The sequence below is a fragment of the Actinomyces sp. genome (assembly GCF_030530635.1).
Taxonomy (GTDB): Bacteria; Actinomycetota; Actinomycetes; order Actinomycetales; family Actinomycetaceae; genus Actinomyces.
In genome coordinates this window covers 47,645-65,415 of the sequence record NZ_JAUMUL010000001.1, presented here as the reverse complement: position 1 = coordinate 65,415, position 17,771 = coordinate 47,645, and the positions used below count along the sequence as shown (strand labels likewise).

Sequence of the window (17,771 nt, the reverse complement as noted above, 5' to 3'; positions counted from 1 at the left end):
CCCGGTCATGACACCGATCCGGCACAATGAGTTCATGCACAACCCCGCCGCGGCGTCGACCACCCCCGCCACTAGCCGGCCGCACGCCCTCTACCCGCCCATCGAGCCCTATGAATCAAACCTGCTCGACGTCGGCGACGGGCAGGAGATCTACTGGGAGACCTGCGGCAATCCGGAAGGCATCCCGGCGATATTCGTGCATGGCGGCCCCGGCGGCGGCTGCACCCCGGAGCACCGGCGCTGCTTCGACCCGACCCGCTACCGAATCATCCTGTTCGACCAGCGCGGCTGCGGCCGCTCCCTGCCGCACGCCTGGGAGCCGGAGGCGGACCTCGACACGAACACCACCTGGCATCTGGTGGCAGACATGGAGCGGCTGCGCGAGCACCTGGGAGTGGACTCCTGGCTGGTATTCGGAGGCTCCTGGGGGTCCACGCTGGCCCTGGCCTACGCCGAGCAACACCCGAAGCGCGTCTCCGCGCTCGTACTGCGCGGCATCTTCACCTTGCGCAAGCGCGAGTTGGATTGGTTCTACGAGGGCGCCGGCGCGGACATGATCTGGCCCGATGAGTGGGAGGCCTATGTTGCCGGCGCCGGTGCCGACGTCATCCCAGGCGGATTCATTGAGCGCTACCACGAGCTGTTGACAAACCCAGACCCGGCCGTGCACGGTCCGGCCGCCCGCGCCTGGACCACCTGGGAGGCGGCCACTTCCACACTGGAACGCGATCAGACCTATATCGACTGGGTTCAGGACCCGGCCTTCGCCATCACCTTCGCACGCATCGAGAACCACTTCTTCCGCCACGCCGGCTGGATGGAGGACGGCCACCTCATAAGCAACGCACATGTGCTCGCCGAGCACGACATCCCGGGCGTGATCGTCCAGGGACGCTACGACGTCGTCTGCCCCATGGGCACCGCCTGGGATCTGCACCGGGCCTGGCCACAGGCGCAGTTGCATGTCTCACCGACTGCCGGGCACTCATTCGCCGAGCCGGAGACGCTATCCGCCTTGATCGCTGCCACCGACCACTTCGCCCGAACACTCGCCCGGACTCCACGTGACGGCGCAGCACCGGAATCAGCCAGCATCCCTGAGACTTCCCACACATAACGTCGTTTTCAGCCCTTTCGATTTGAATCCGGGGCTCGGGTCGCGTACAGTTCCATCTGTCGCCGGACGGAAACGTCCGAACGATCAGGCCTCCTTAGCTCAGTTGGTCAGAGCACCTGACTCTTAATCAGGGTGTCCAGGGTTCGAGTCCCTGAGGGGGTACCACGCAGAGCAGCATACAGCTGCGGAAACGCACCGGATTCGGTGAGCATTGTTATTGCTACCGCGGTGATCGGTGCGGTTCCCGAAACGCCTCATTCTGGCTGTGGGAATACCGAAGGCTTCGACTGGTGTTGCGCATGCGTCGATCGGCAGGTCAGTCACTCGCAGCATGGTTGAATACCGCGCCGACTGCGAGCCGCAGCCCAGACCGTGGCCGCACGGAGAGTTCTCGTGTGGACGCCAGGCCTCCGTAGGTCGCAGACCTATAACACAACGCCGGGACGCAGGATCCACCTGCGCTCAACCCGGCACCGAGGGGCCCGCATGGGCCATGAAGGGAAGGAAGAGATGCATCTGATCACATCCAACGGATCACGCGCCGCCGCCGAGCGGGAGCTGGCGGCCGCCCGCACCGAGTTGGCGTCTTTGGACGCCACCGCTTCGCCGTCGCGCCTGGAGCGCGCACTCGAGCGCCTGCGGGCCGCACAGGACGCTCTGGCGCCCGCCGCCTGACCCGCCGAGGTCGGTAGATCTTACGTACCGAGGTCGGTAGATCTTACGTACCGAGGTCGGTCGAAATGACCGGCGGCGTTCGACTCGGCACATCGCCTCGACCGCCGTCGGATATGCCTTGAGTACGCCTGGGCCGCCACCGCAACACCGCGGTGGCGGCCCTCGCCGTACCCACCGTGTCGGCGACGGGCTACATTTGCAGGGTCAGCACCAGCTCAGCAGGCAACAGGAGAACACCGTGCCCCAGCTTTCCGTCGGCGACGCCGCCCCCGACTTCACACTGCCCGATCAATCCGGCACCCCTGTGTCGCTAGCGGAACTGCGCGCCGGCGCCGAGCGCGGAGTGGTCGTCTACTTCTACCCGCGTGCAGAGACTCCGGGCTGCACTAAGGAGGCCTGCGACTTCCGGGACTCGTTGGCAGGGTGGCGACGCGCAGGCTACGCCGTCGTCGGCATCTCCCCGGACAGCCCGCAGAAGCAGGCGCGCTTCGCCACCAAGCAGGACTTGCCCTTCCCACTCCTGTCAGACCCGGAACACGCGGTGATGGAGGCGTGGGGCGCATGGGGCGAGAAGAAGAACTATGGACGTACCGTCACCGGCGTGATCCGCTCGACCGTGGTCGTAGACGGCGCCGGCGAGGTAGTCCTGGCGCGTTATAACGTACGGGCCACCGGCCACGTGGACCGTCTGCGCCGCGAACTCGGCATCGACTCCTGAGGGACGCGGTCCCCACCGACCTCGGTCGATCTTAGGTCCCGACGCCGGTCGGCTACTCCCCGGGATAGACGACGCCGAGCTGTCTGCGCGCTTCGTCCATGGTCTCCAGCACCGCCAGCGTCTCGCTCCACGGCATCGTCTCCGACTGGGTCCTGCCGGCGGCGATGCAACGGGCTACCTCGGCGGCCTCGAACTGGAAACCACCGGGCACGGTGGCGTCCCACTCGTAGCGCTGCGCGCCGCGCCCTTCGCCCAGGATGACTTCCAGCGGCGTAGGCCGGTAGAACTGGGTCGGCAGCACCAGCCGGCCGCGGGTGCCGACGACCTCGGCGGCCGTCTCCGACGCGGCGCACATGCTCGATGCAGCCGCGGCGCAGGCACCCGTATAGGTCATGGCAATCACCTCATCCAGGTCCACACCGGTCTCGGAGACACGCCCGGCGACACTAAGCGAAGTCGGTGCGCCCAACAGCGAATGCACGAAACTGACCGAGTACACCCCCAAGTCGAGCAACGCGCCGCCGGCCAACTCCAGCCGGCCGAGGCGTTCCACATGCTCAAGTGACTGGAAGTGCTCGGCGCGCACGTAACTCAGCGCCCCCAATACGCCGGTTTCAACCAGCGCCCGCAGCAGCACCTGTCCGGGCAGGAAGCGCGTCCACATCGCCTCCATGGCGAACAGGTTCGCCGCCCGGGCGGCGTCGAAAACCCGGCGCGCCTCAACGGCGTTGCGGGTGAAGGACTTCTCCACTAGGACGGGCTTGCCCGCCCCCAGAGCCAACAGGGCCTGTTCACAGTGGAAGTTGTGCGGCGTGGCGATGTATACGGCATCCACGTCAGGATCGTTCACGAGCGCCTCATAGGAGCCGTGCGCGTGCACGGTCTGCCCCTTGCCGGCATCGGGGTGGGCGTCGATGAAGGCCTGCGCGCGGGCCCGATCGCGACTGCCGACGGCGGCGATCCGGCCCGAGGATAAGGCGGGCACGTCGGTGGCGAAGATGTTCGCTATGCCGCCCGCGCCGAGGATGCCCCAGCGCAGGGCGGGCGCATCCTGAGGCTCAGGGACGGCATCAGTCAGACGGAAGGGGGCTCCGGCGTCGGCCAGGGCAGCAAGGACGGAAGCGGGGATGGCGGGGAGTGTGTCGGTAGTGCGGGAGAAATTGTTTCGCGCCATACGAAAATATTAGGTCGGGCCGCGCGCCAACGCCATACCTCAACCGCTACCCGGACTTGCGTCTACGCAGCCCCCTGGGATGAGAAGCGTCATAAAGCACCCGCCGACCGCTGCTAGGCTGTGCCCTGGCCTGCGGTGAGCGCATCAAGCCGGTGCTTGGCGGCACCCACGAGCGCTCAACTTGAACGGCCGCAAGCGCGAGTGGCGGAATTGGTAGACGCCCCAGATTTAGGTTCTGGTGCCTTCGGGCGTGAGGGTTCGAGTCCCTTCTCGCGCACTCCCCCAGGTACTCTGTGCCACGTGACTGACACCAGTGCCCGCCAGGACGGCCGCTCCCCCAGCGAACTGCGCTCCATATCCATCACCCGCAACTGGCAGATCAACGGCGAGGGCTCGGTCCTCGTGGAGTTCGGCCGCACCCGCGTGCTTTGCGTCGCCTCCTTCGTGGAGGGCGTGCCGCGCTGGCGCAAGGGCGGCGGCGAGGGCTGGGTGACGGCCGAGTACGCGATGCTGCCACGCGCCGGCTCCGAGCGCTCCGGCCGCGAATCCGTACGCGGCAAGATCGGCGGCCGCACGCACGAGATCTCGCGGCTGATCGGCCGCTCGTTGCGCGGCGTGGTGGACGTGGCCGCACTGGGCGAGAACACGATCACCCTGGACTGCGATGTACTGCAGGCCGACGGCGGCACCCGTACCGCCGCTGTCACCGGCGCCTACGTGGCGCTGGCCGACGCCGTCGCCTGGGGAACGCGCCACGGCCACGTCAAGCCCCGCGCCGGCAAGCGGGTTATCTCGGACTCCGTCTCAGCGGTCTCGGTGGGAATCATCGACGGCGTTCCCTGCCTGGATCTGCCCTATGAGGAGGATGTCCGCGCCCAGACCGACATGAACGTGGTGCAGACCGGTACGGGCGCCTTCATTGAGGTGCAGGGCACCGCCGAGCACGCCCCCTTCGACCGCGCCGAACTGGATGCGCTGCTCGATCTGGCGACCAAGGGCAACGCCGAACTGGCGGCGCTGCAGGCCCGCGTGCTGGCCGGCCCGGACGATGCTCCCTTCACCGTGTCCACAGCCGACCAGGCTGCGCAGTCCCCCGCCGGGACCGCCCCGGCGGCCGGCGTCGAGGAGGGCTGACCGTGGCCCCTCAGCCGAACCCGGCGCCGTCGATCCACGGTTCGGTGGCCGTGCCCGCAGGTGCCCGGCTGGTGTTGGCGAGCCACAACCCGGGCAAGCTGGCCGAACTGCGCGCGATCCTGACCCCACTAGTGGAGGGTCTGGACGCCGGGCAGATCATCTCCTCGGCCGGTCTTGGCATCCCCGAGCCGGTGGAGGACGGGCTGACCTTCACCGCCAATGCCACACTCAAGGCGCGAGCCCTGGCCCAGGCGACCGGGCTGCCGGCGGTCGCCGACGACTCCGGACTGTGCGTGGATGTGCTGGGTGGCGCGCCGGGCATCTTCTCGGCCCGCTGGGCGGGCCGCCACGGCGACGACGAGGCCAACCTGCAACTGCTTCTGGGGCAGCTCGCCGACATCGCCGACCCGCATCGTACGGCGCGCTTCACCTGTGCCGCGGTGCTGGTAGCGCCTAGCCGGGGCGACCAACCGGAATCGGTGACCGTGGTGGAGCGCTCCATGGCCGGTCGGCTGCTGCACGCGCCGGTCGGCGCCGGCGGTTTCGGATACGACCCTATCTTCGTGCCGGTTCAGGAGGACGCCGCTGCCGGTTCCGGGCGGACGACGGCGCAGCTGAGCGCGGCGGAGAAGAATGCGATCTCCCACCGCGGCCAGGCCCTGCGCGCCCTGGCCCCCGCCCTGCACGATCTGCTCTCTTAGCCCACCTCAGGCAGCACCCGTATCCCACCGAGGTCGGTAGATCTTACGTGCCGAGTTCGGTTGAAGTTACGGGCCGAGTTCGGTGAAGAGGGCTGCAAGACACGAGCCTCAACCAACCGCACCCCTTGCTTTCCGATGCGGAAAACATAATACTTTCCACATCAGAAAGTGAGGTGTAGTCGTGTCCCCCCAGCCACCTTCAGCCATCTCTCCCAGCGAGGCGCGCAGCCACCTGAATGACGTCGCCGCTACCGAGCGCGCGGCCGCGCAATGGCATCCCGCCACCTGGGCGGTCGCCTTGTTCGCCATTACCTTCGGCGCCACGGTCGGCGCCTTGGTCGCCGAGCACTACTGGGTGCTGCTCGGCGGTCTCGCCGCACTCGTGCTCATACATGTACTGCTGCGGAACTGGCTCCTACGCCCCGGGATCCGCACCCGAGACGACGTGATCGGTACCGACCGGCAGTGGTGGAAGCGGAACAGCCTGACCGCGTGGGTTCTGGTTGTAGGCGCCGTCATACGGGGGGCTTCCATACCTCCGGTGCTGATCGGCGTGCTCGTGCTGCTCGCTACCGCCCACGCATGGTACTGCGCCGCCGTGGTCTGGCCGGAGGGTAGCCGTGCTTGATCCAGTCATCCACCCGATCAACCGTCTGCGAATCTGTGCCGCACTCAAGTCCGTCGGAGCCATCAACGACGGCGCACCGGTGTGGACCGGGACAGAGATGAAGTTCTCCACGCTGCGCGATGCCGTCGGTCTGTCCGATGCCAGCCTCTCCAAACAGCTCAAGGCGCTGGAAGAAGCGGACTACATAAGGCGCCACCGCGACTACGGCGTGGTCCGTTCCATGGACGTCGTCTGGGTGTCGCTCACCCCGCGCGGTCTGAAGGCATTTGAGGATCACGTCGCCGCGCTGCGAGAGATCGCCGGAGATTGACACCGGTTACTTCAACCGACCTCGGCACGTAACATCTACCGACCTCGGCGGGCTTGGGCGTCCAGACGCCGCTGCACACCCTTGGGGACCAACGAGTCGTGCGCCTTGACGTAGCCGTACAGGCAGCGCCAGCCCCCGCAGAAAACCACCAGGAAGGCTGCCAGCATCACCGCAAACGAGACCACCCCACCGGTTCCGGGAATTGCACTGGCAGCAGTACCCCAGGTATACAGGCCCGTCCACACCGCCCAAGTCAGCGCAATGACCCAGCCGCCGTCAGGCCAGCCCACCTCCAGGTGGTCTCCGGGGCGGCGCACCAGCCACGCGACCGCCCAGGCGACGACGACGGCGACCCCGCCGCGAACGAGCAGGCCGGGCACCTGGGCCAAGTCGTCGGCAGGTGCGGCGGCGAAGCAGGCGATTAGTGCAACCGAAATCGTGTCGGCCAGCGCCACCAACCACCAGCGAGTTCGACGCCCGCGCGTCCAGGGACGGTCCGGCCCATCGGGTACCGACGGCGTGAAACTGATGCGAGCGGGCTCGTCCCGCTGCGGTTCCCGCACGGCTCAGATCTCCCAGCTGGCGCCGGGCGTCGCCGCCGCCAAAGGACCGTCGTAGACGGCGGCGGCCTCGGTCAGCGGGGCGGTGACGTCCGTCCAGGGCTGGATGTGGGTCAGGACGAGCCGCCCGACACGACGTCGCCCACCCCGTCCACTCGTGCCGGCTGCCAATTGCCCGGCGCGGCGGCCGGTCAGGTGAATGCCACGCGCGGCGTCTCGCCCCTCCAGGAACGCCGCCTCAGACAGCAGCAGGTCGACGCCGTCGGCCATCGCCTCAATGCCCTCACATAGGTCTGTGTCACCGGTGAAGGCCATACTGACACGCCCGCCGTCGCACCCAGGCCCCTCGATCCGATAGCCGAAGGCGTCCACCGGGTGCAGCGCCGGGTAGGGGGTGATGGTCAGCGGACCTACCCGCACCATCTCCCCCGCGGCCGCGGTACGGAAGGAGAACTCGGTGGCGTAGGTCTCCTGCACGGGCGTGCCGTCCACGCCGTTGAGGCGGGCAAGCAGCTCGCGTGGCCCGAGCGTGAGCACGGGGTCCAGGCTGCCGGCCGGGTTCCAACGGCGGAAGACGTGCATGCCCACCAGGTCGACCATATGGTCGGCGTGGCAGTGGGAGATGGCGATGGCATCCAGTTCGGCCGGGTCCAGATAGCGCAGCAGTTGGCCCATGGCGCCGGGGCCGAAGTCAAGCACGACCGACCAGGTGCGCCCGGCAGCGTCGTCGGCCTGCACCAGGTAGGAGGAGGCGACGGCGTCGGGGCCGGACATGGAACCGGTACAGCCGATGATGGTGAGCTTCATAAGGGATCCTCGCTCGTATCGGGGATGGGGGCGGGGGCTGACGACGGGGCGGCGGGCTCGGCCCGGCGGACATGGCCGACCTCGGGTCCCAGAAAGCGGCGGGCGAGCACGGAGAAGGAATCCGGGTCGCCGGTGGAGCGGAACTCATGCCCCGGCGCCGGGGCGCCGGGGGCGCGCAGCAGGTTGCGGCGGGCAAGCTCTCGGTACACGTCCTTAGCGGTCTCCTGGGAAGAGGTCACCAGAGTTACCTCCTCCCCCATCACGTATGAGATGGGTCCGGCCAGCAGCGGGTAGTGGGTGCAGCCAAGGATCAGGGTGTCGACGCCGGCCGCCTTAACAGGGGCCAGGCTCTCCTCGGCGGTGGCCATGACCTCCGGACCGGTGGTGGTGCCGGACTCGGCCAGTTCGACGAACCGTGGACAGGGCTGGGAGAACAGGCTGATGCCGGGGACGGCGGACAGGGCGTCGGCGTAGGCGTGGGAGTCGACCGTGCCCTGGGTGGCGATCAGGCCGATCCTCCCGTTGCGGGTGACCCGGGCGGCGGCGCGGGCCGCCGGGTGGATGACCTCCACCACGGGCACGCCCTTGCCGCGGGTGTAGCGACTGCGAGCGTCGTGCAGTACGGCAGCGGAGGCCGTGTTGCAGGCGATCACCAGCATCTTCACACCGGAGTCGACCAGTTCGTCCATGACATTCAGGGCCAGGCGACGCACTTCCTGCACCGGACGGGGACCGTAGGGGGTATTGGACGTGTCACCGATGTAAAGCAGCCGCTCCCCCGGCAGCTGGTCCAGGACCGCACGGGCCACGGTCAAACCACCGACGCCGGAGTCGAACATCCCGATGGCCGCATCATTCACAGCGCCGAGACTATGCGGAGCCCTCCGCATTCAATAGCGCGGCTACCAGTGATTCCTGCCACCAGGACAGCATGTCGTAGGACAGGGCCATGGTCCGACTCCAGCGAGCGGTCTCTCCCTCATCGGGCGGCGCCTCATCCCAGGCGACGGCATGAACCCTTTCGGCGGCCTCGGGAGAGTCGATCTGCAAACGCTCGGCAAGCACGAGGCGCGCATCGTTGAGAGCCCCCAGCCAACGATCCTCCCTGCCGACGGGCACGAGGACGGCACCGCCGGCCCCGGTCGGCTCGAGCAGTTCGTAGACCACATCCTCCAGGCGGGAGCGCTTGTCCACGCGCAGACGTTCGCGTGTGAGTGCGGCGATCTCGACGGCGACGTCAGGGTCCTCGGAGGCGTCGGGAAGGAGCACGTCCAACAGTGGGGCCAGCGCGACGGGGACCGGGAGTGACGGCGGCGCGGCCCGGGCCGCCTCGGAATCGAAGTCGAGGGCGGCCAGCACTTCGCCGTCCCGGAGGCTCTCACCCGATCGGGCCGTGGTGCCGCCAGTCGTTCCGGTGGACTCGGAATCAACATCGGCTGGACCCGCGGCACCGAGCAGATCAGCGATCTGCTTGAACAGGCCGGCCAGGTACTCCCGCTCCCAGGGTTCCAGGCTGGAGGACCAGCCCTCGGCGTCGGGCCGGAATCCGCGCATCAGACACCCCCCGGGCCACTGACCCCGGGACCGTGCGGGCCGCCGGCGGGCGACGCCCCACCGTCCGCACCCCCTCCGGGGGCGCCATCGTCATCGGCAAGCGGTTCGATGGTGGCGTGCAGACCGTAGGTATGCATGGCGGTGACGTCCACCTCCATACGTTCGCGGGCACCACGCGAGACCACGGCCCGGCCGGTGGTGTGCACCTGCAGCATGCGGTGGCGAGCGAGGGGAATGGGGAAACCGAAGTAGGTGTGGAAGACCCAGGTGACGTAGTCCATTGTGTTGACGGGGTCGTCATGGACCACCGTGCACCACAGCCGCAGGGATGCGGCATGGGTGTCCGTCAGTGTCTCCGCCCCGGGGAGGGCGGCGGTGTCGACCTGTGCTGCGGAGGGCATGCATCCAGCGTAAATGATCGGTTCCCGCGGTGAGTGCGGAGCGGGCCGGTTTCGTCACGGGTCCACCTGCGGTACGTTGGCTGTCATGACAGCCAACCTTCGGCGGGTCCCGGCATCGGCCGCCTCCAGCACAGCACTGCTCACGGACATGTACGAGTTGACCATGCTGCAGGCCGCGCTGCACGCGGGCGTCGCCGAGCGCAACAGCGTTTTCGAACTATTCGGCCGGACTCTGCCCGCCTCTCGGCGCTTCGGTGTGGTCGCCGGGGTCGGACGGCTGCTGGATGCCATTGAGGCCTTCACCTTTACTGACGCCCAGATCGACTATCTTCACTGCGCCGGCATCGTCGACGACGACACCATCGACTTCCTGCGCTCCTACCGGTTCTCCGGGACGATCCGCGGCTACGCCGAGGGCGAGTGCTATTTCTCCGGTTCTCCGCTGCTGACTGTGGAGGGAACCTTCGCCGAGGCCTGCATCCTGGAGACGCTGGCCCTGTCGATCTACAACTACGACTGTGCGGTGGCGGCGGCGGCCTCCCGCATGACGATCGCCGCCCACGGGCGCCCGTGCGTGGAGTTCGGGGCCAGGCGGGCGCATGAGTGCGCAGCGGTGGCCGCGGCCCGGGCGGCCATGGTCGGCGGATTCATGGGCACTAGCGACCTGGAGGCCGGCATGCGCTATGGAATACCCACCTTCGGCACCTCCGCCCATTCCTTCACCCTGCTGCACGACTCCGAGGAGGAGGCCTTCGCCTCCCAGGTGGCCAGCCTCGGCCCGGGCACCACCGTGCTGGTGGACACCTATGACATTGAGCGCGGCGTGGCACGGGCGGTGGCGGCGGCCCGCGCCGGCGGCGGAGAGCTCGGGGCCGTGCGCCTGGACTCGGGCGACCTGGTCGCCGAGGCCTTCAAGGTGCGCGCCCAGCTCGACGCCCTGGGGGCGACGACGACGAAGATCACCGTCACCAACGACCTGGACGAGTATGCGATCGCCGCCCTGGGCGCGGCCCCGGTGGACTCCTACGGTGTGGGCACCAAGCTGGTCACCGGTTCGGGCCGGCCGACGGCGGCACTGGTGTACAAGCTCGTCGAGCGTGCCGATGCCGCTGGGGAGATGCAGGAGGTCGCCAAGTTCTCCACCGGGGGCAAGTCGACCGTCGGCGGACGCAAGTGGGCCGGCCGCGTGCTGGACGCCGCCGGCACGGCCACCGAGGAACTGGTTGTCTCGGCACGCTCCGAGGCCGATGCCCTGGCGGCCCTGGAGCAGGCCGAAGCCCGGCCGCTGCAGGTGGACCTGGTGCGCGCCGGCGTCATCGTGGAAGAGCACCGCGGCCCGGACGCGTTGGCGGCGGCCGCCGCACGCCACCAGGTGGCGCGCGCCGAGCTGCCCTACGACGGCTGGCGCCTGAGCGAGGGCGACCCGGCCATCCCCACCCGCCACGTGGACATCGACGAACGGCAGGTTCTGCGCGGCTGAGCCGGTAATGATCGCCGGCCAGGCCGGCTTCGCCCCGTGGCGAACGCAGGCGTTCAGCGCCGCCCGACGAACCAGCGGCGCAGCGTCTGAATGCGCCCCTCAATCTGCTCGGTGCTGGCCTGGGCCACTTCCGGTCCGCCGCATACGCGCCGCAGCTCGGTGTGAATCACCCCGTGGGGCTGCCCGGAGCGGCGCGCCCAGGCGCCCACCAGTTTGGACAGCTCCTTCCGGGCAGCAGCTCGCCTACGGGCGTCATCAACCCCGGAGTTGGCGCGGCGCTGCTGCTCAGCCGCCTGCTGCCGCTTCTGCTGCTTGATCTGCTGGTTCTGCCGTTGCCGCAGCAGGGCAGTGACCTGCTCGGGCTCCAGCAGCCCGGGCAGGCCCAGGTACTCCTGCTCCTCGGGGCTGCCCACCATGGCACCGGTACCGAACTCACCGCCGTCGAACAGCACCCGGTCGAACTCGGCGGTGGACTCCATGGCCTCGAAGCCGCCCAGCAGGTCGTCGGAGGCATTCTCGGTCTTGTTCGCCTCGGCGAGCAGCCGATCCTCCGGAGAGCCGAAGCGGGAGTCCTCCTCCACGCCCCGCTTGCCGAGCACGTGATCGCGGGCGGCCTCCATCTCCCCTGCCAGGGCCAGCAGTGGGGTCACCGAGGGCAGGAACACGCTGGCCGTCTCCCCCTTAGCGCGGGACCGCACAAAGCGGCCGATCGCCTGGGCGAAGAACAGTGGGGTGGAGGCGGAGGTGGCGTACACGCCCACGGCCAGACGCGGCACATCCACGCCTTCGGAGACCATGCGCACCGCCACCAGCCAGCGGTCCTTAGAGGCGGCGAAGGCCTCAATGCGGCTGGAGGCGCCGGAGTCGTCCGACAGGGCGACCGTGGGCGCCTGACCGGTAATGGCGTGCAGCTGCGCGGCGTAGGCGCGGGCGGAGTTCTGGTCGGAGGCGATCACCAGGCCACCGGCGTCGGGGACCTGACGGCGTACCTCCGTCAGCCGCTGATCGGCGGCCGCCAGTACCGCCGGGATCCACTCCCCACCCGGGTCCAGGGCGGTGCGCCAGGCCTGGGACTCCATGTCCTTGGTCAATGGCTCACCCAGCCGGGCGGCTACCTCATCGCCGGCTTTGGTGCGCCAATGCATCTGCCCCGAGTAGCTCATGAACATCACCGGCCGCACCACGCCGTCGGCCAGCGCCTCGGCGTAACCGTAGGCGTAGTCGGCCCGGGAGCGCTTGCTGCCGCCCGCCTCCTCCGTATAGGTGACGAAGGGGATCGGGGACTCGTCGGAGCGGAAGGGTGTGCCGGTCAGAGACAGGCGGCGGCGGGCGGGGGTGAAGGCCTCCCGGATGGCGTCCCCCCAGGAGCGGGCGTCGCCGCCGTGGTGGATCTCGTCGAGGATCACCAGGGTGCGGGTGCGGTCGGTGCGGGCGCGGTGCAGATTGGGGTTGGCGGCCACCTGCGCGTAGGTGACGGCGACGCCGTCGAACTGGGAGCCGAGTGCCCCCTGGGAGTTGGCGTAGGAGGGGTCGATGCGAATTCCCACCCGCGCGGCGGCCTCGGCCCACTGGTACTTCAAGTGTTCGGTGGGGCAGACGACGGTGACCTTGTGGACGTCACCGGCGGTGAGCAGTTCGGTGGCGATGCGCAGCGCGAAGGTGGTCTTGCCGGCTCCGGGGGTGGCGACGGCCAGAAAGTCACGTGGCATGCCCTCCAGGTACTGCTTGAGGGCGGCCGCCTGCCAGGCTCGCAGCGGACGCGTGGTTCCCCAGGCCGCGCGCTGCGGATACGCCGGGGAGAGGTTCTCCGCGGCGAAGATGGAGGGTTGGGTCGGATTGTACTGCGACTGAGAGCGGCGTGCGGAAGTCACCGACCGCCTCGTCCGAACGGGAAACGCGGGCGCTTGGGCCCGGAGCCGCCCTGGCCGCCTTTACCGCCGGGGCGCATCTGCTCATAGATCTGCTTGCAGGTGGGGCACACGGGGTATTTCGACGGGTCGCGTCCTGGCGTCCAGACCTTGCCGCACAGGGCGACGACGGGGCGCCCGGTTGCCGCCGCCGAGGCGATCTTGTCCTTGCGCACGTAGTGGGCGAAGCGGTCCGCGTCGCCGTCGTCGGTGGACTTCAACTCCTCGCGCTCGAGGACGGCTGTGCCGACGGACTGCGCGGGCTCACCCGCGGACTCGCCGGGGGAACCCGGTCCGGCGGGATCTGTGCTGGCCTGAGGCCTGACGGTGAGCTGACGCATGTGTCCCAGTGTATGCCGCTGTCAGATCGCCGCCGGGGTCCGATCCTGTGGTGGCTCTCTCCTTCCGGACCGGTGCGGACCGCAGCGCGCCCGCACCGGCCGGGGTCGTAACAAGCACGATCCGGACCGCGGCCCACCGGGATTACACCTTCCGGCGCGCCCGGCCCGTGGTGTCAGTGCTGCTTGAGCAGACCGGCGGCGGCCCTGTCGACGAGCACGAGGGCGTCGGGGTGGTTCTGCATGACGCTGGCGGGCCAGTCGGGGGTCATCTCGCCCTCCGCCATGTGAGCGACGGCCTCCGCCTTGTTGACACCGGTCGCGATCAGGACCAGTTTGCGGGCCTTCATGATGGTGCCGAGCCCCTGGGTGAGGCAGTGGGTGGGGACGGCGTCGATGTCGCCGTCGAAGAAGCGGGCGTTGTCCGAGCGGGTCTGCTCGGTGAGCACGTCGACGTGGGTGGCCGAGTCCAGCGGGCCGCCGGGCTCGTTGAAACCGATGTGCCCATCGGCGCCGATGCCGAGGATCTGCAGGTCGCAGTAGCCGGCGGCGGCCATCTGCGCCTCGTAGTCGGCGCAGGCCTGCTCCAGGTCGTCCGCGAGCGCGTCGGGACCGTGCAGGGCTCCGGGGGCCATATCCACCCGGGAGCGCAGGTTGCGCTCCATGAAGGTGGCGTAACGCTCCGGATGTCCCTCGGGCAGGCCGACGTACTCGTCGAGCATGAAGCCGGTGACGTTCTTGAAGGAGATGCGTCCTTCGGAGCAGCGGCGGGTGAGTTCGTCGTACAGGGGCAGGGGGCTGGAGCCGGTGGCGGTGCCGAGCACGGCGTTCGGCTTGTCTTTGAGCAGGGATTCGATGACATCGGCGGCGCGTGAGGCGATCTCTTCGGCCGTGTCCAGGATGACGAGCTCCATAACTGGTTCCTTATGTTGCTTGGGTGAAGCGGACCTGACGGCCCCATCCAGGAGACCGACGGGCGGTGCGCCTACGGCGCACGTCAATGCTACGACCTTAGGGAACGACTCATCGCAAGAGCTCGCCCTTAAGACCTCTCCCACAGGGGCCACCGGTGTTAGTGCCGGTCTCGGCGCGAGGCATCGCTCCCGGGGTGAGGTGCGTCAGTCGTCGTGTCCGGGCCAGGAGCGGATCGTGGCTAGTACATGCACGTAGCGCTGGTCCAGCAGTCGCCCGCCCACTATCGTTCCGCCCCAGGCGGCTCCCCCACCCCACAATAGGCCGCCGACCAAAAGCAGCCAGCCCCAGTGCCAGCCCTCCCACACCACTACAGCGATCAGCGGCACCAGGACCGGCAAACAGGCGACCACTATCACGAAGACTCCCAGAAGCTGCATGATCGCGGCGATGAAGGCGGTGCCCGAGGTGCGCGCCTTCATCGGGCTCTCCCCCGGCGGGTTCGTTTCGTAGGGCAGCAGCACGCTGGTCAGACTCGACCAGGCCAGGGCGACGCCGTACACGCCCAGGCTCGCCCCCAGGTAGGCGGGCACCTGCACCCAGTTCCCGGTTAACCAGCCGCCGACCAGGAGAAGGATGATCAGTAGCGGCAGCTGCCAGACGGCCACCGCGAGCGCACGCCCGAGGCGGTCATTACGCCCGGGCAGCCCCGCGGAAACGTGGGTCCACAGCGCCGTGGAGTCGAAGGCGAGGTCGTCGTGAATCATCCAGCCGCACATCAGGGCAACGATCAGCCCGATGATGAACAGCACGCCCGGCGCCTGCCCCGGGGTGAAGTCGACGTTCGTTCCCACCGCGTCGTAGTTGGTGGATATCGCCAAGGCGAACAGCACCCCGAATATGACAACCGTCGCCATCTGCACCAGATAGCGGGGGTCGGAGCGCCAGTAGCGCAGGCAGCGCGCGGCAACCGCCGCCGTCGGGCCCGAACTGACATGCGCCAGGCGGCGCTGCCACGGCAGCACGTCAACCGCGGCAGCCTCCGCGCCCCCGGGGTGGCGGGAGACGGTGTAGGCACGCGAACGTCCTCGCGTGCGAGCGGGCCCGGTCATGACACGGGCCACAACCCGGTGCCAAACGGGCGCCAATACCAGGGGCAGCGTCAGGGCGCCGACAGCCAGCGCTACCGCCGCCGTCGCCTGCCCCTGGGCGAGGTACCCGGGGGCCACCAGCGCCCAGCCGAAGGGAGTCAGGCCCAGGACCCTGGCGATTCCCGCAATACCGCCGAGGTCCAGCCGTTCTGAGTCCAAGACGTTATTGACCAGGGAGGGCAGCAGGGCAAACCCCATCACTATGAAGAAGCCGACAACGGCTAGCAGGTCGCGGCCGCGCCGGGAGGAGGCGGCCCCGATACCGACGACGACGCTGCGCCCCAGCAGCACGCAGGTCGCCAGCGCGGCGGGGGCAAGCACAACCGCAAGGACCGCGGCGCCCGCGTTCCCGTTCGCCACCCAGGTGAGGGCGGGCACAAGCAGTGCCAGGCCCGTAAGGATGCCGGGAACTCCACAGGCGCCGGCAACGGCCAGCCCCACCGTCAGCCGCCATGAGGGTGCGGCCCAGGCGGCCATGGCGCGCGGGTCCAGGGTGGAGTCCATGCCGGAGTAAATCAGAGGCACCACGGTCCAGCCGATCACAACCGCGGCACCAACGGCTCCGAGCACAACAGTAGCGGTACTGGCGGCGGCCTGCCCCAGGGCGATGGCGCGGCCGAGCAGCGGCCAGAGCATCCCCACGGAGCAGATGGTGCCAAGGAACAGTCCAATCGCCGCCCAGAGATTAGTGCGCAGCAGGTTCAGGGTAATGCGCCATCTCAGCTGGACGAGGGTCGCAACCACGACAGCTCCTCCCCCGACGCCTGCGCTCCCACGAGTTGGGCGAAGCGGTCCTCCAGGTCGCCTCCCGCTGCCACTTCGGCGGTGGTGCCCGCGGCCACCACACGCCCCTGGTCGATGATGGCCACGTGCGTACACAGGCGCTGCACGGTGGCCATGACGTGACTGGAGATGACCACGGTTCCACCAGAAGCGGCGAAGTCGGTGAGGATCTTCCGTATCGTTTTGGCGGAGATGGGATCGACGGCCTCGAAGGGCTCGTCCAGCACCAGCACGCTGGGCGAGTGGACCAGAGCGCAGGCCAGATGCACTTTTTTGCGCATGCCGGCGGAGTAGTCGGCCACCAGTGTGGTGCCCGCATCCCATAGGTCCAGGACATGCAGGAGCTGGGTGGCACGAGGGACGACGACGTCACGGTCCAGGCCGCGCAGCAGACCGGAATAGGTGACCAGTTCGAGTCCGCTCAGGCGATCGAAGGTGCGCAATCCGTCGGGCAGGACGCCGAGCAGCACCTTCGCGCGGCGCGGATCTGCCCACACGTCCACCCCGTGCACCAGCGCGCGCCCGGCGTCGGGCACCAGCAGCCCGGTGGCCATGGACAGGGTGGTGGTCTTACCGGCGCCGTTCGGGCCGACCATGCCGTAGACGCTACCCACGGGGACGGACAGGGACAACAGGTTGACGGCTGTCTTCCGGCCGAAGGCCTTAGCCAGGGAATCGAGGACCAGGGCGGGACGGGGACCAGGGATGGCCGGCGCTTCCGGCTGCACTGGCGGTGATGGGGACGGTGACGGGACGGTCATGATGCGAGCATATTGGACTCGCGCCTGTTCCGGGTCATCCGCCAGGAGGAATCCGGCACCGGAGCGCATCAACCGCCGGTCTTGGTGCATCACAAGTGCCGCTCGCGGCGGGCGGCGGGAGCTACGAAGGCGCGCCGCCCGGTGGGGCGACGCGCCTTACGAACTAGGATCCGCGGGCCGCCGTCGGCGAGCCCATGTGCTCCAGGCGTGCCTAGGAGGTCACTTGCCGGAGGCGGCCTTCTTCAGGGCGGACCCGGCGGTCAGCTTCACGCCATAGCCGGCGGGAATCTCGATCTCCTCACCGGTGCGGGGGTTGCGGCCGGTACGAGCGGCGCGCTCGACGCGCTCGACACCCATCAGCCCCGTGATCTTAACGGCCTCACCATTGGCGACGTTCTCGACGAGAACGTCCTGGAAGGCGCCGAGGAAGGCGTCGGCGTCGGTCTTGGTCAGACCGGCCTTCTCGGCAATGGCGGCGATGAGCTCGGTGCGGTTGATTGACATGTAACTGCCTCTCGGTAGGTGATTGTCGTACGTCTTGAAGACGGCTGGGCACCCCAGAGCGGTGCCGCTGGCCGTAACGCTATGCATAAATGGGGCGATTTGTCAGATACGACGGCGTTTTCCTCGGCGTGGCGTACCATTTTGTGGCTCACATCA

The 17,771-nt window shown here is 68.7% G+C and carries 20 protein-coding genes and 2 tRNA genes; 10 read left to right on the top strand and 12 right to left on the bottom strand.

The features are described from left to right. Positions 1-34: 34 nt before the first annotated feature. From pip to Q4A20_RS00295, 4 genes are all read left to right on the top strand, one after another. The gene (gene pip / locus Q4A20_RS00310; protein ID WP_303118797.1) at positions 35-1,117 is read left to right on the top strand and encodes a prolyl aminopeptidase; all 1,083 of its coding nucleotides are present in this window, start codon (positions 35-37) and stop codon (positions 1,115-1,117) included. Between the two features lie 88 nt (positions 1,118-1,205). Continuing rightward, positions 1,206-1,282 (top strand) — tRNA-Lys (locus Q4A20_RS00305). A gap of 345 nt (positions 1,283-1,627) precedes the next feature. Beyond that, on the top strand, positions 1,628-1,792 hold the full coding sequence (locus Q4A20_RS00300) for a hypothetical protein (RefSeq protein WP_303118794.1): 165 nt from the start codon (positions 1,628-1,630) through the stop codon (positions 1,790-1,792). Positions 1,793-2,030: 238 nt separating this feature from the next. Next, positions 2,031-2,510 (top strand): peroxiredoxin, encoded by a 480-nt coding sequence (locus Q4A20_RS00295; protein WP_303118792.1) that lies wholly within the window; start codon positions 2,031-2,033, stop codon positions 2,508-2,510. Between the two features lie 52 nt (positions 2,511-2,562). Here the strand turns inward: Q4A20_RS00295 and Q4A20_RS00290 are convergent, their stop codons facing one another. Beyond that, on the bottom strand, positions 2,563-3,684 hold the full coding sequence (locus tag Q4A20_RS00290; protein ID WP_303118789.1) for a Gfo/Idh/MocA family protein: 1,122 nt from the start codon (positions 3,682-3,684) through the stop codon (positions 2,563-2,565). A gap of 195 nt (positions 3,685-3,879) precedes the next feature. On the opposite strand from Q4A20_RS00290, the gene Q4A20_RS00285 reads away from it, so the two are divergent. From Q4A20_RS00285 to Q4A20_RS00265, 5 genes are all read left to right on the top strand, one after another. After that, positions 3,880-3,961 (top strand) — tRNA-Leu (locus tag Q4A20_RS00285). A gap of 23 nt (positions 3,962-3,984) precedes the next feature. After that, complete coding sequence (gene rph, locus Q4A20_RS00280; protein ID WP_303118787.1) at positions 3,985-4,818, top strand: ribonuclease PH; 834 nt, start codon at positions 3,985-3,987, stop codon at positions 4,816-4,818. 2 nt (positions 4,819-4,820) lie between these two features. Continuing rightward, on the top strand, positions 4,821-5,519 hold the full coding sequence (gene rdgB / locus Q4A20_RS00275; protein WP_303118784.1) for an RdgB/HAM1 family non-canonical purine NTP pyrophosphatase: 699 nt from the start codon (positions 4,821-4,823) through the stop codon (positions 5,517-5,519). 181 nt (positions 5,520-5,700) lie between these two features. Next, a complete protein-coding gene (locus Q4A20_RS00270) occupies positions 5,701-6,147 on the top strand; it encodes a hypothetical protein (RefSeq protein WP_303118781.1) in 447 nt (148 codons plus the stop codon). Further along, complete coding sequence (locus Q4A20_RS00265; protein WP_303118778.1) at positions 6,140-6,457, top strand: transcriptional regulator; 318 nt, start codon at positions 6,140-6,142, stop codon at positions 6,455-6,457. Before Q4A20_RS00270 ends, Q4A20_RS00265 begins: the two co-directional genes overlap by 8 nt. A 35-nt stretch (positions 6,458-6,492) precedes the next feature. Here Q4A20_RS00265 and Q4A20_RS00260 read toward each other — a convergent pair whose 3' ends face one another. Genes Q4A20_RS00260 through clpS form a run of 5 tightly spaced genes read right to left on the bottom strand, consistent with a single transcriptional unit; the run spans position 6,493 to position 9,779 of the window. Continuing rightward, positions 6,493-7,020, bottom strand: coding sequence for a DUF3054 domain-containing protein (locus tag Q4A20_RS00260; RefSeq protein ID WP_303118776.1), 528 nt, complete (start codon positions 7,018-7,020; stop codon positions 6,493-6,495). 3 nt (positions 7,021-7,023) lie between these two features. Beyond that, positions 7,024-7,824, bottom strand: a complete 801-nt coding sequence (locus Q4A20_RS00255; protein ID WP_303118773.1) for an MBL fold metallo-hydrolase — start codon at positions 7,822-7,824, stop codon at positions 7,024-7,026. Next, positions 7,821-8,663: a glutamate racemase gene (gene murI / locus Q4A20_RS00250; protein ID WP_303119010.1), complete on the bottom strand. Its 843-nt coding sequence runs from the start codon at positions 8,661-8,663 to the stop codon at positions 7,821-7,823. Before murI ends, Q4A20_RS00255 begins: the two co-directional genes overlap by 4 nt. A gap of 31 nt (positions 8,664-8,694) precedes the next feature. Beyond that, positions 8,695-9,378 carry a DUF2017 family protein gene (locus Q4A20_RS00245; protein ID WP_303118770.1) on the bottom strand — a complete coding sequence of 228 codons (684 nt, stop codon included), beginning with the start codon at positions 9,376-9,378 and terminating at the stop codon, positions 8,695-8,697. Further along, complete coding sequence (gene clpS, locus Q4A20_RS00240) at positions 9,378-9,779, bottom strand: ATP-dependent Clp protease adapter ClpS (RefSeq protein WP_303118766.1); 402 nt, start codon at positions 9,777-9,779, stop codon at positions 9,378-9,380. The genes Q4A20_RS00245 and clpS overlap by 1 nt, the downstream gene beginning before the upstream one ends. A gap of 85 nt (positions 9,780-9,864) precedes the next feature. On the opposite strand from clpS, the gene Q4A20_RS00235 reads away from it, so the two are divergent. Next, the gene (locus tag Q4A20_RS00235; protein WP_303118764.1) at positions 9,865-11,259 is read left to right on the top strand and encodes a nicotinate phosphoribosyltransferase; all 1,395 of its coding nucleotides are present in this window, start codon (positions 9,865-9,867) and stop codon (positions 11,257-11,259) included. A gap of 53 nt (positions 11,260-11,312) precedes the next feature. Here Q4A20_RS00235 and Q4A20_RS00230 read toward each other — a convergent pair whose 3' ends face one another. The 6 genes from Q4A20_RS00230 to Q4A20_RS00205 form a co-directional block, all read right to left on the bottom strand. Beyond that, entirely contained in the window at positions 11,313-13,130 is a 1,818-nt protein-coding gene (locus Q4A20_RS00230; RefSeq protein WP_303118761.1) for a DEAD/DEAH box helicase, read from the bottom strand. Continuing rightward, entirely contained in the window at positions 13,127-13,507 is a 381-nt protein-coding gene (locus tag Q4A20_RS00225; RefSeq protein ID WP_303118758.1) for a DUF3039 domain-containing protein, read from the bottom strand. Before Q4A20_RS00225 ends, Q4A20_RS00230 begins: the two co-directional genes overlap by 4 nt. Before the next feature lie 173 nt (positions 13,508-13,680). Continuing rightward, positions 13,681-14,418: a glucosamine-6-phosphate deaminase gene (gene nagB / locus Q4A20_RS00220; protein WP_303118756.1), complete on the bottom strand. Its 738-nt coding sequence runs from the start codon at positions 14,416-14,418 to the stop codon at positions 13,681-13,683. Positions 14,419-14,622: 204 nt separating this feature from the next. Beyond that, the gene (locus tag Q4A20_RS00215; RefSeq protein WP_303118754.1) at positions 14,623-16,311 is read right to left on the bottom strand and encodes a transporter; all 1,689 of its coding nucleotides are present in this window, start codon (positions 16,309-16,311) and stop codon (positions 14,623-14,625) included. Continuing rightward, on the bottom strand, positions 16,287-17,111 hold the full coding sequence (locus tag Q4A20_RS00210; protein ID WP_303118751.1) for an ABC transporter ATP-binding protein: 825 nt from the start codon (positions 17,109-17,111) through the stop codon (positions 16,287-16,289). Before Q4A20_RS00210 ends, Q4A20_RS00215 begins: the two co-directional genes overlap by 25 nt. A 219-nt stretch (positions 17,112-17,330) precedes the next feature. Next, on the bottom strand, positions 17,331-17,615 hold the full coding sequence (locus Q4A20_RS00205) for an HU family DNA-binding protein (protein WP_303118749.1): 285 nt from the start codon (positions 17,613-17,615) through the stop codon (positions 17,331-17,333). Positions 17,616-17,771: the final 156 nt, after the last annotated feature.

Bases quoted from the DNA above. Each gene is read 5' to 3' on its own strand.
- pip (WP_303118797.1), top strand. From the start codon at position 35: ATGCACAACCCCGCCGCGGCGTCGACCACCCCCGCCACTAGCCGGCCG.
- Q4A20_RS00300 (WP_303118794.1), top strand. From the start codon at position 1,628: ATGCATCTGATCACATCCAACGGATCACGCGCCGCCGCCGAGCGGGAG.
- Q4A20_RS00290 (WP_303118789.1), bottom strand. From the start codon at position 3,684: ATGGCGCGAAACAATTTCTCCCGCACTACCGACACACTCCCCGCCATC.
- Q4A20_RS00255 (WP_303118773.1), bottom strand. From the start codon at position 7,824: ATGAAGCTCACCATCATCGGCTGTACCGGTTCCATGTCCGGCCCCGAC.
- murI (WP_303119010.1), bottom strand. From the start codon at position 8,663: ATGTTCGACTCCGGCGTCGGTGGTTTGACCGTGGCCCGTGCGGTCCTG.
- Q4A20_RS00245 (WP_303118770.1), bottom strand. From the start codon at position 9,378: ATGCGCGGATTCCGGCCCGACGCCGAGGGCTGGTCCTCCAGCCTGGAA.
- clpS (WP_303118766.1), bottom strand. From the start codon at position 9,779: ATGCCCTCCGCAGCACAGGTCGACACCGCCGCCCTCCCCGGGGCGGAG.
- Q4A20_RS00235 (WP_303118764.1), top strand. From the start codon at position 9,865: ATGACAGCCAACCTTCGGCGGGTCCCGGCATCGGCCGCCTCCAGCACA.
- Q4A20_RS00225 (WP_303118758.1), bottom strand. From the start codon at position 13,507: ATGCGTCAGCTCACCGTCAGGCCTCAGGCCAGCACAGATCCCGCCGGA.
- nagB (WP_303118756.1), bottom strand. From the start codon at position 14,418: ATGGAGCTCGTCATCCTGGACACGGCCGAAGAGATCGCCTCACGCGCC.
- Q4A20_RS00210 (WP_303118751.1), bottom strand. From the start codon at position 17,111: ATGACCGTCCCGTCACCGTCCCCATCACCGCCAGTGCAGCCGGAAGCG.
- Q4A20_RS00205 (WP_303118749.1), bottom strand. From the start codon at position 17,615: ATGTCAATCAACCGCACCGAGCTCATCGCCGCCATTGCCGAGAAGGCC.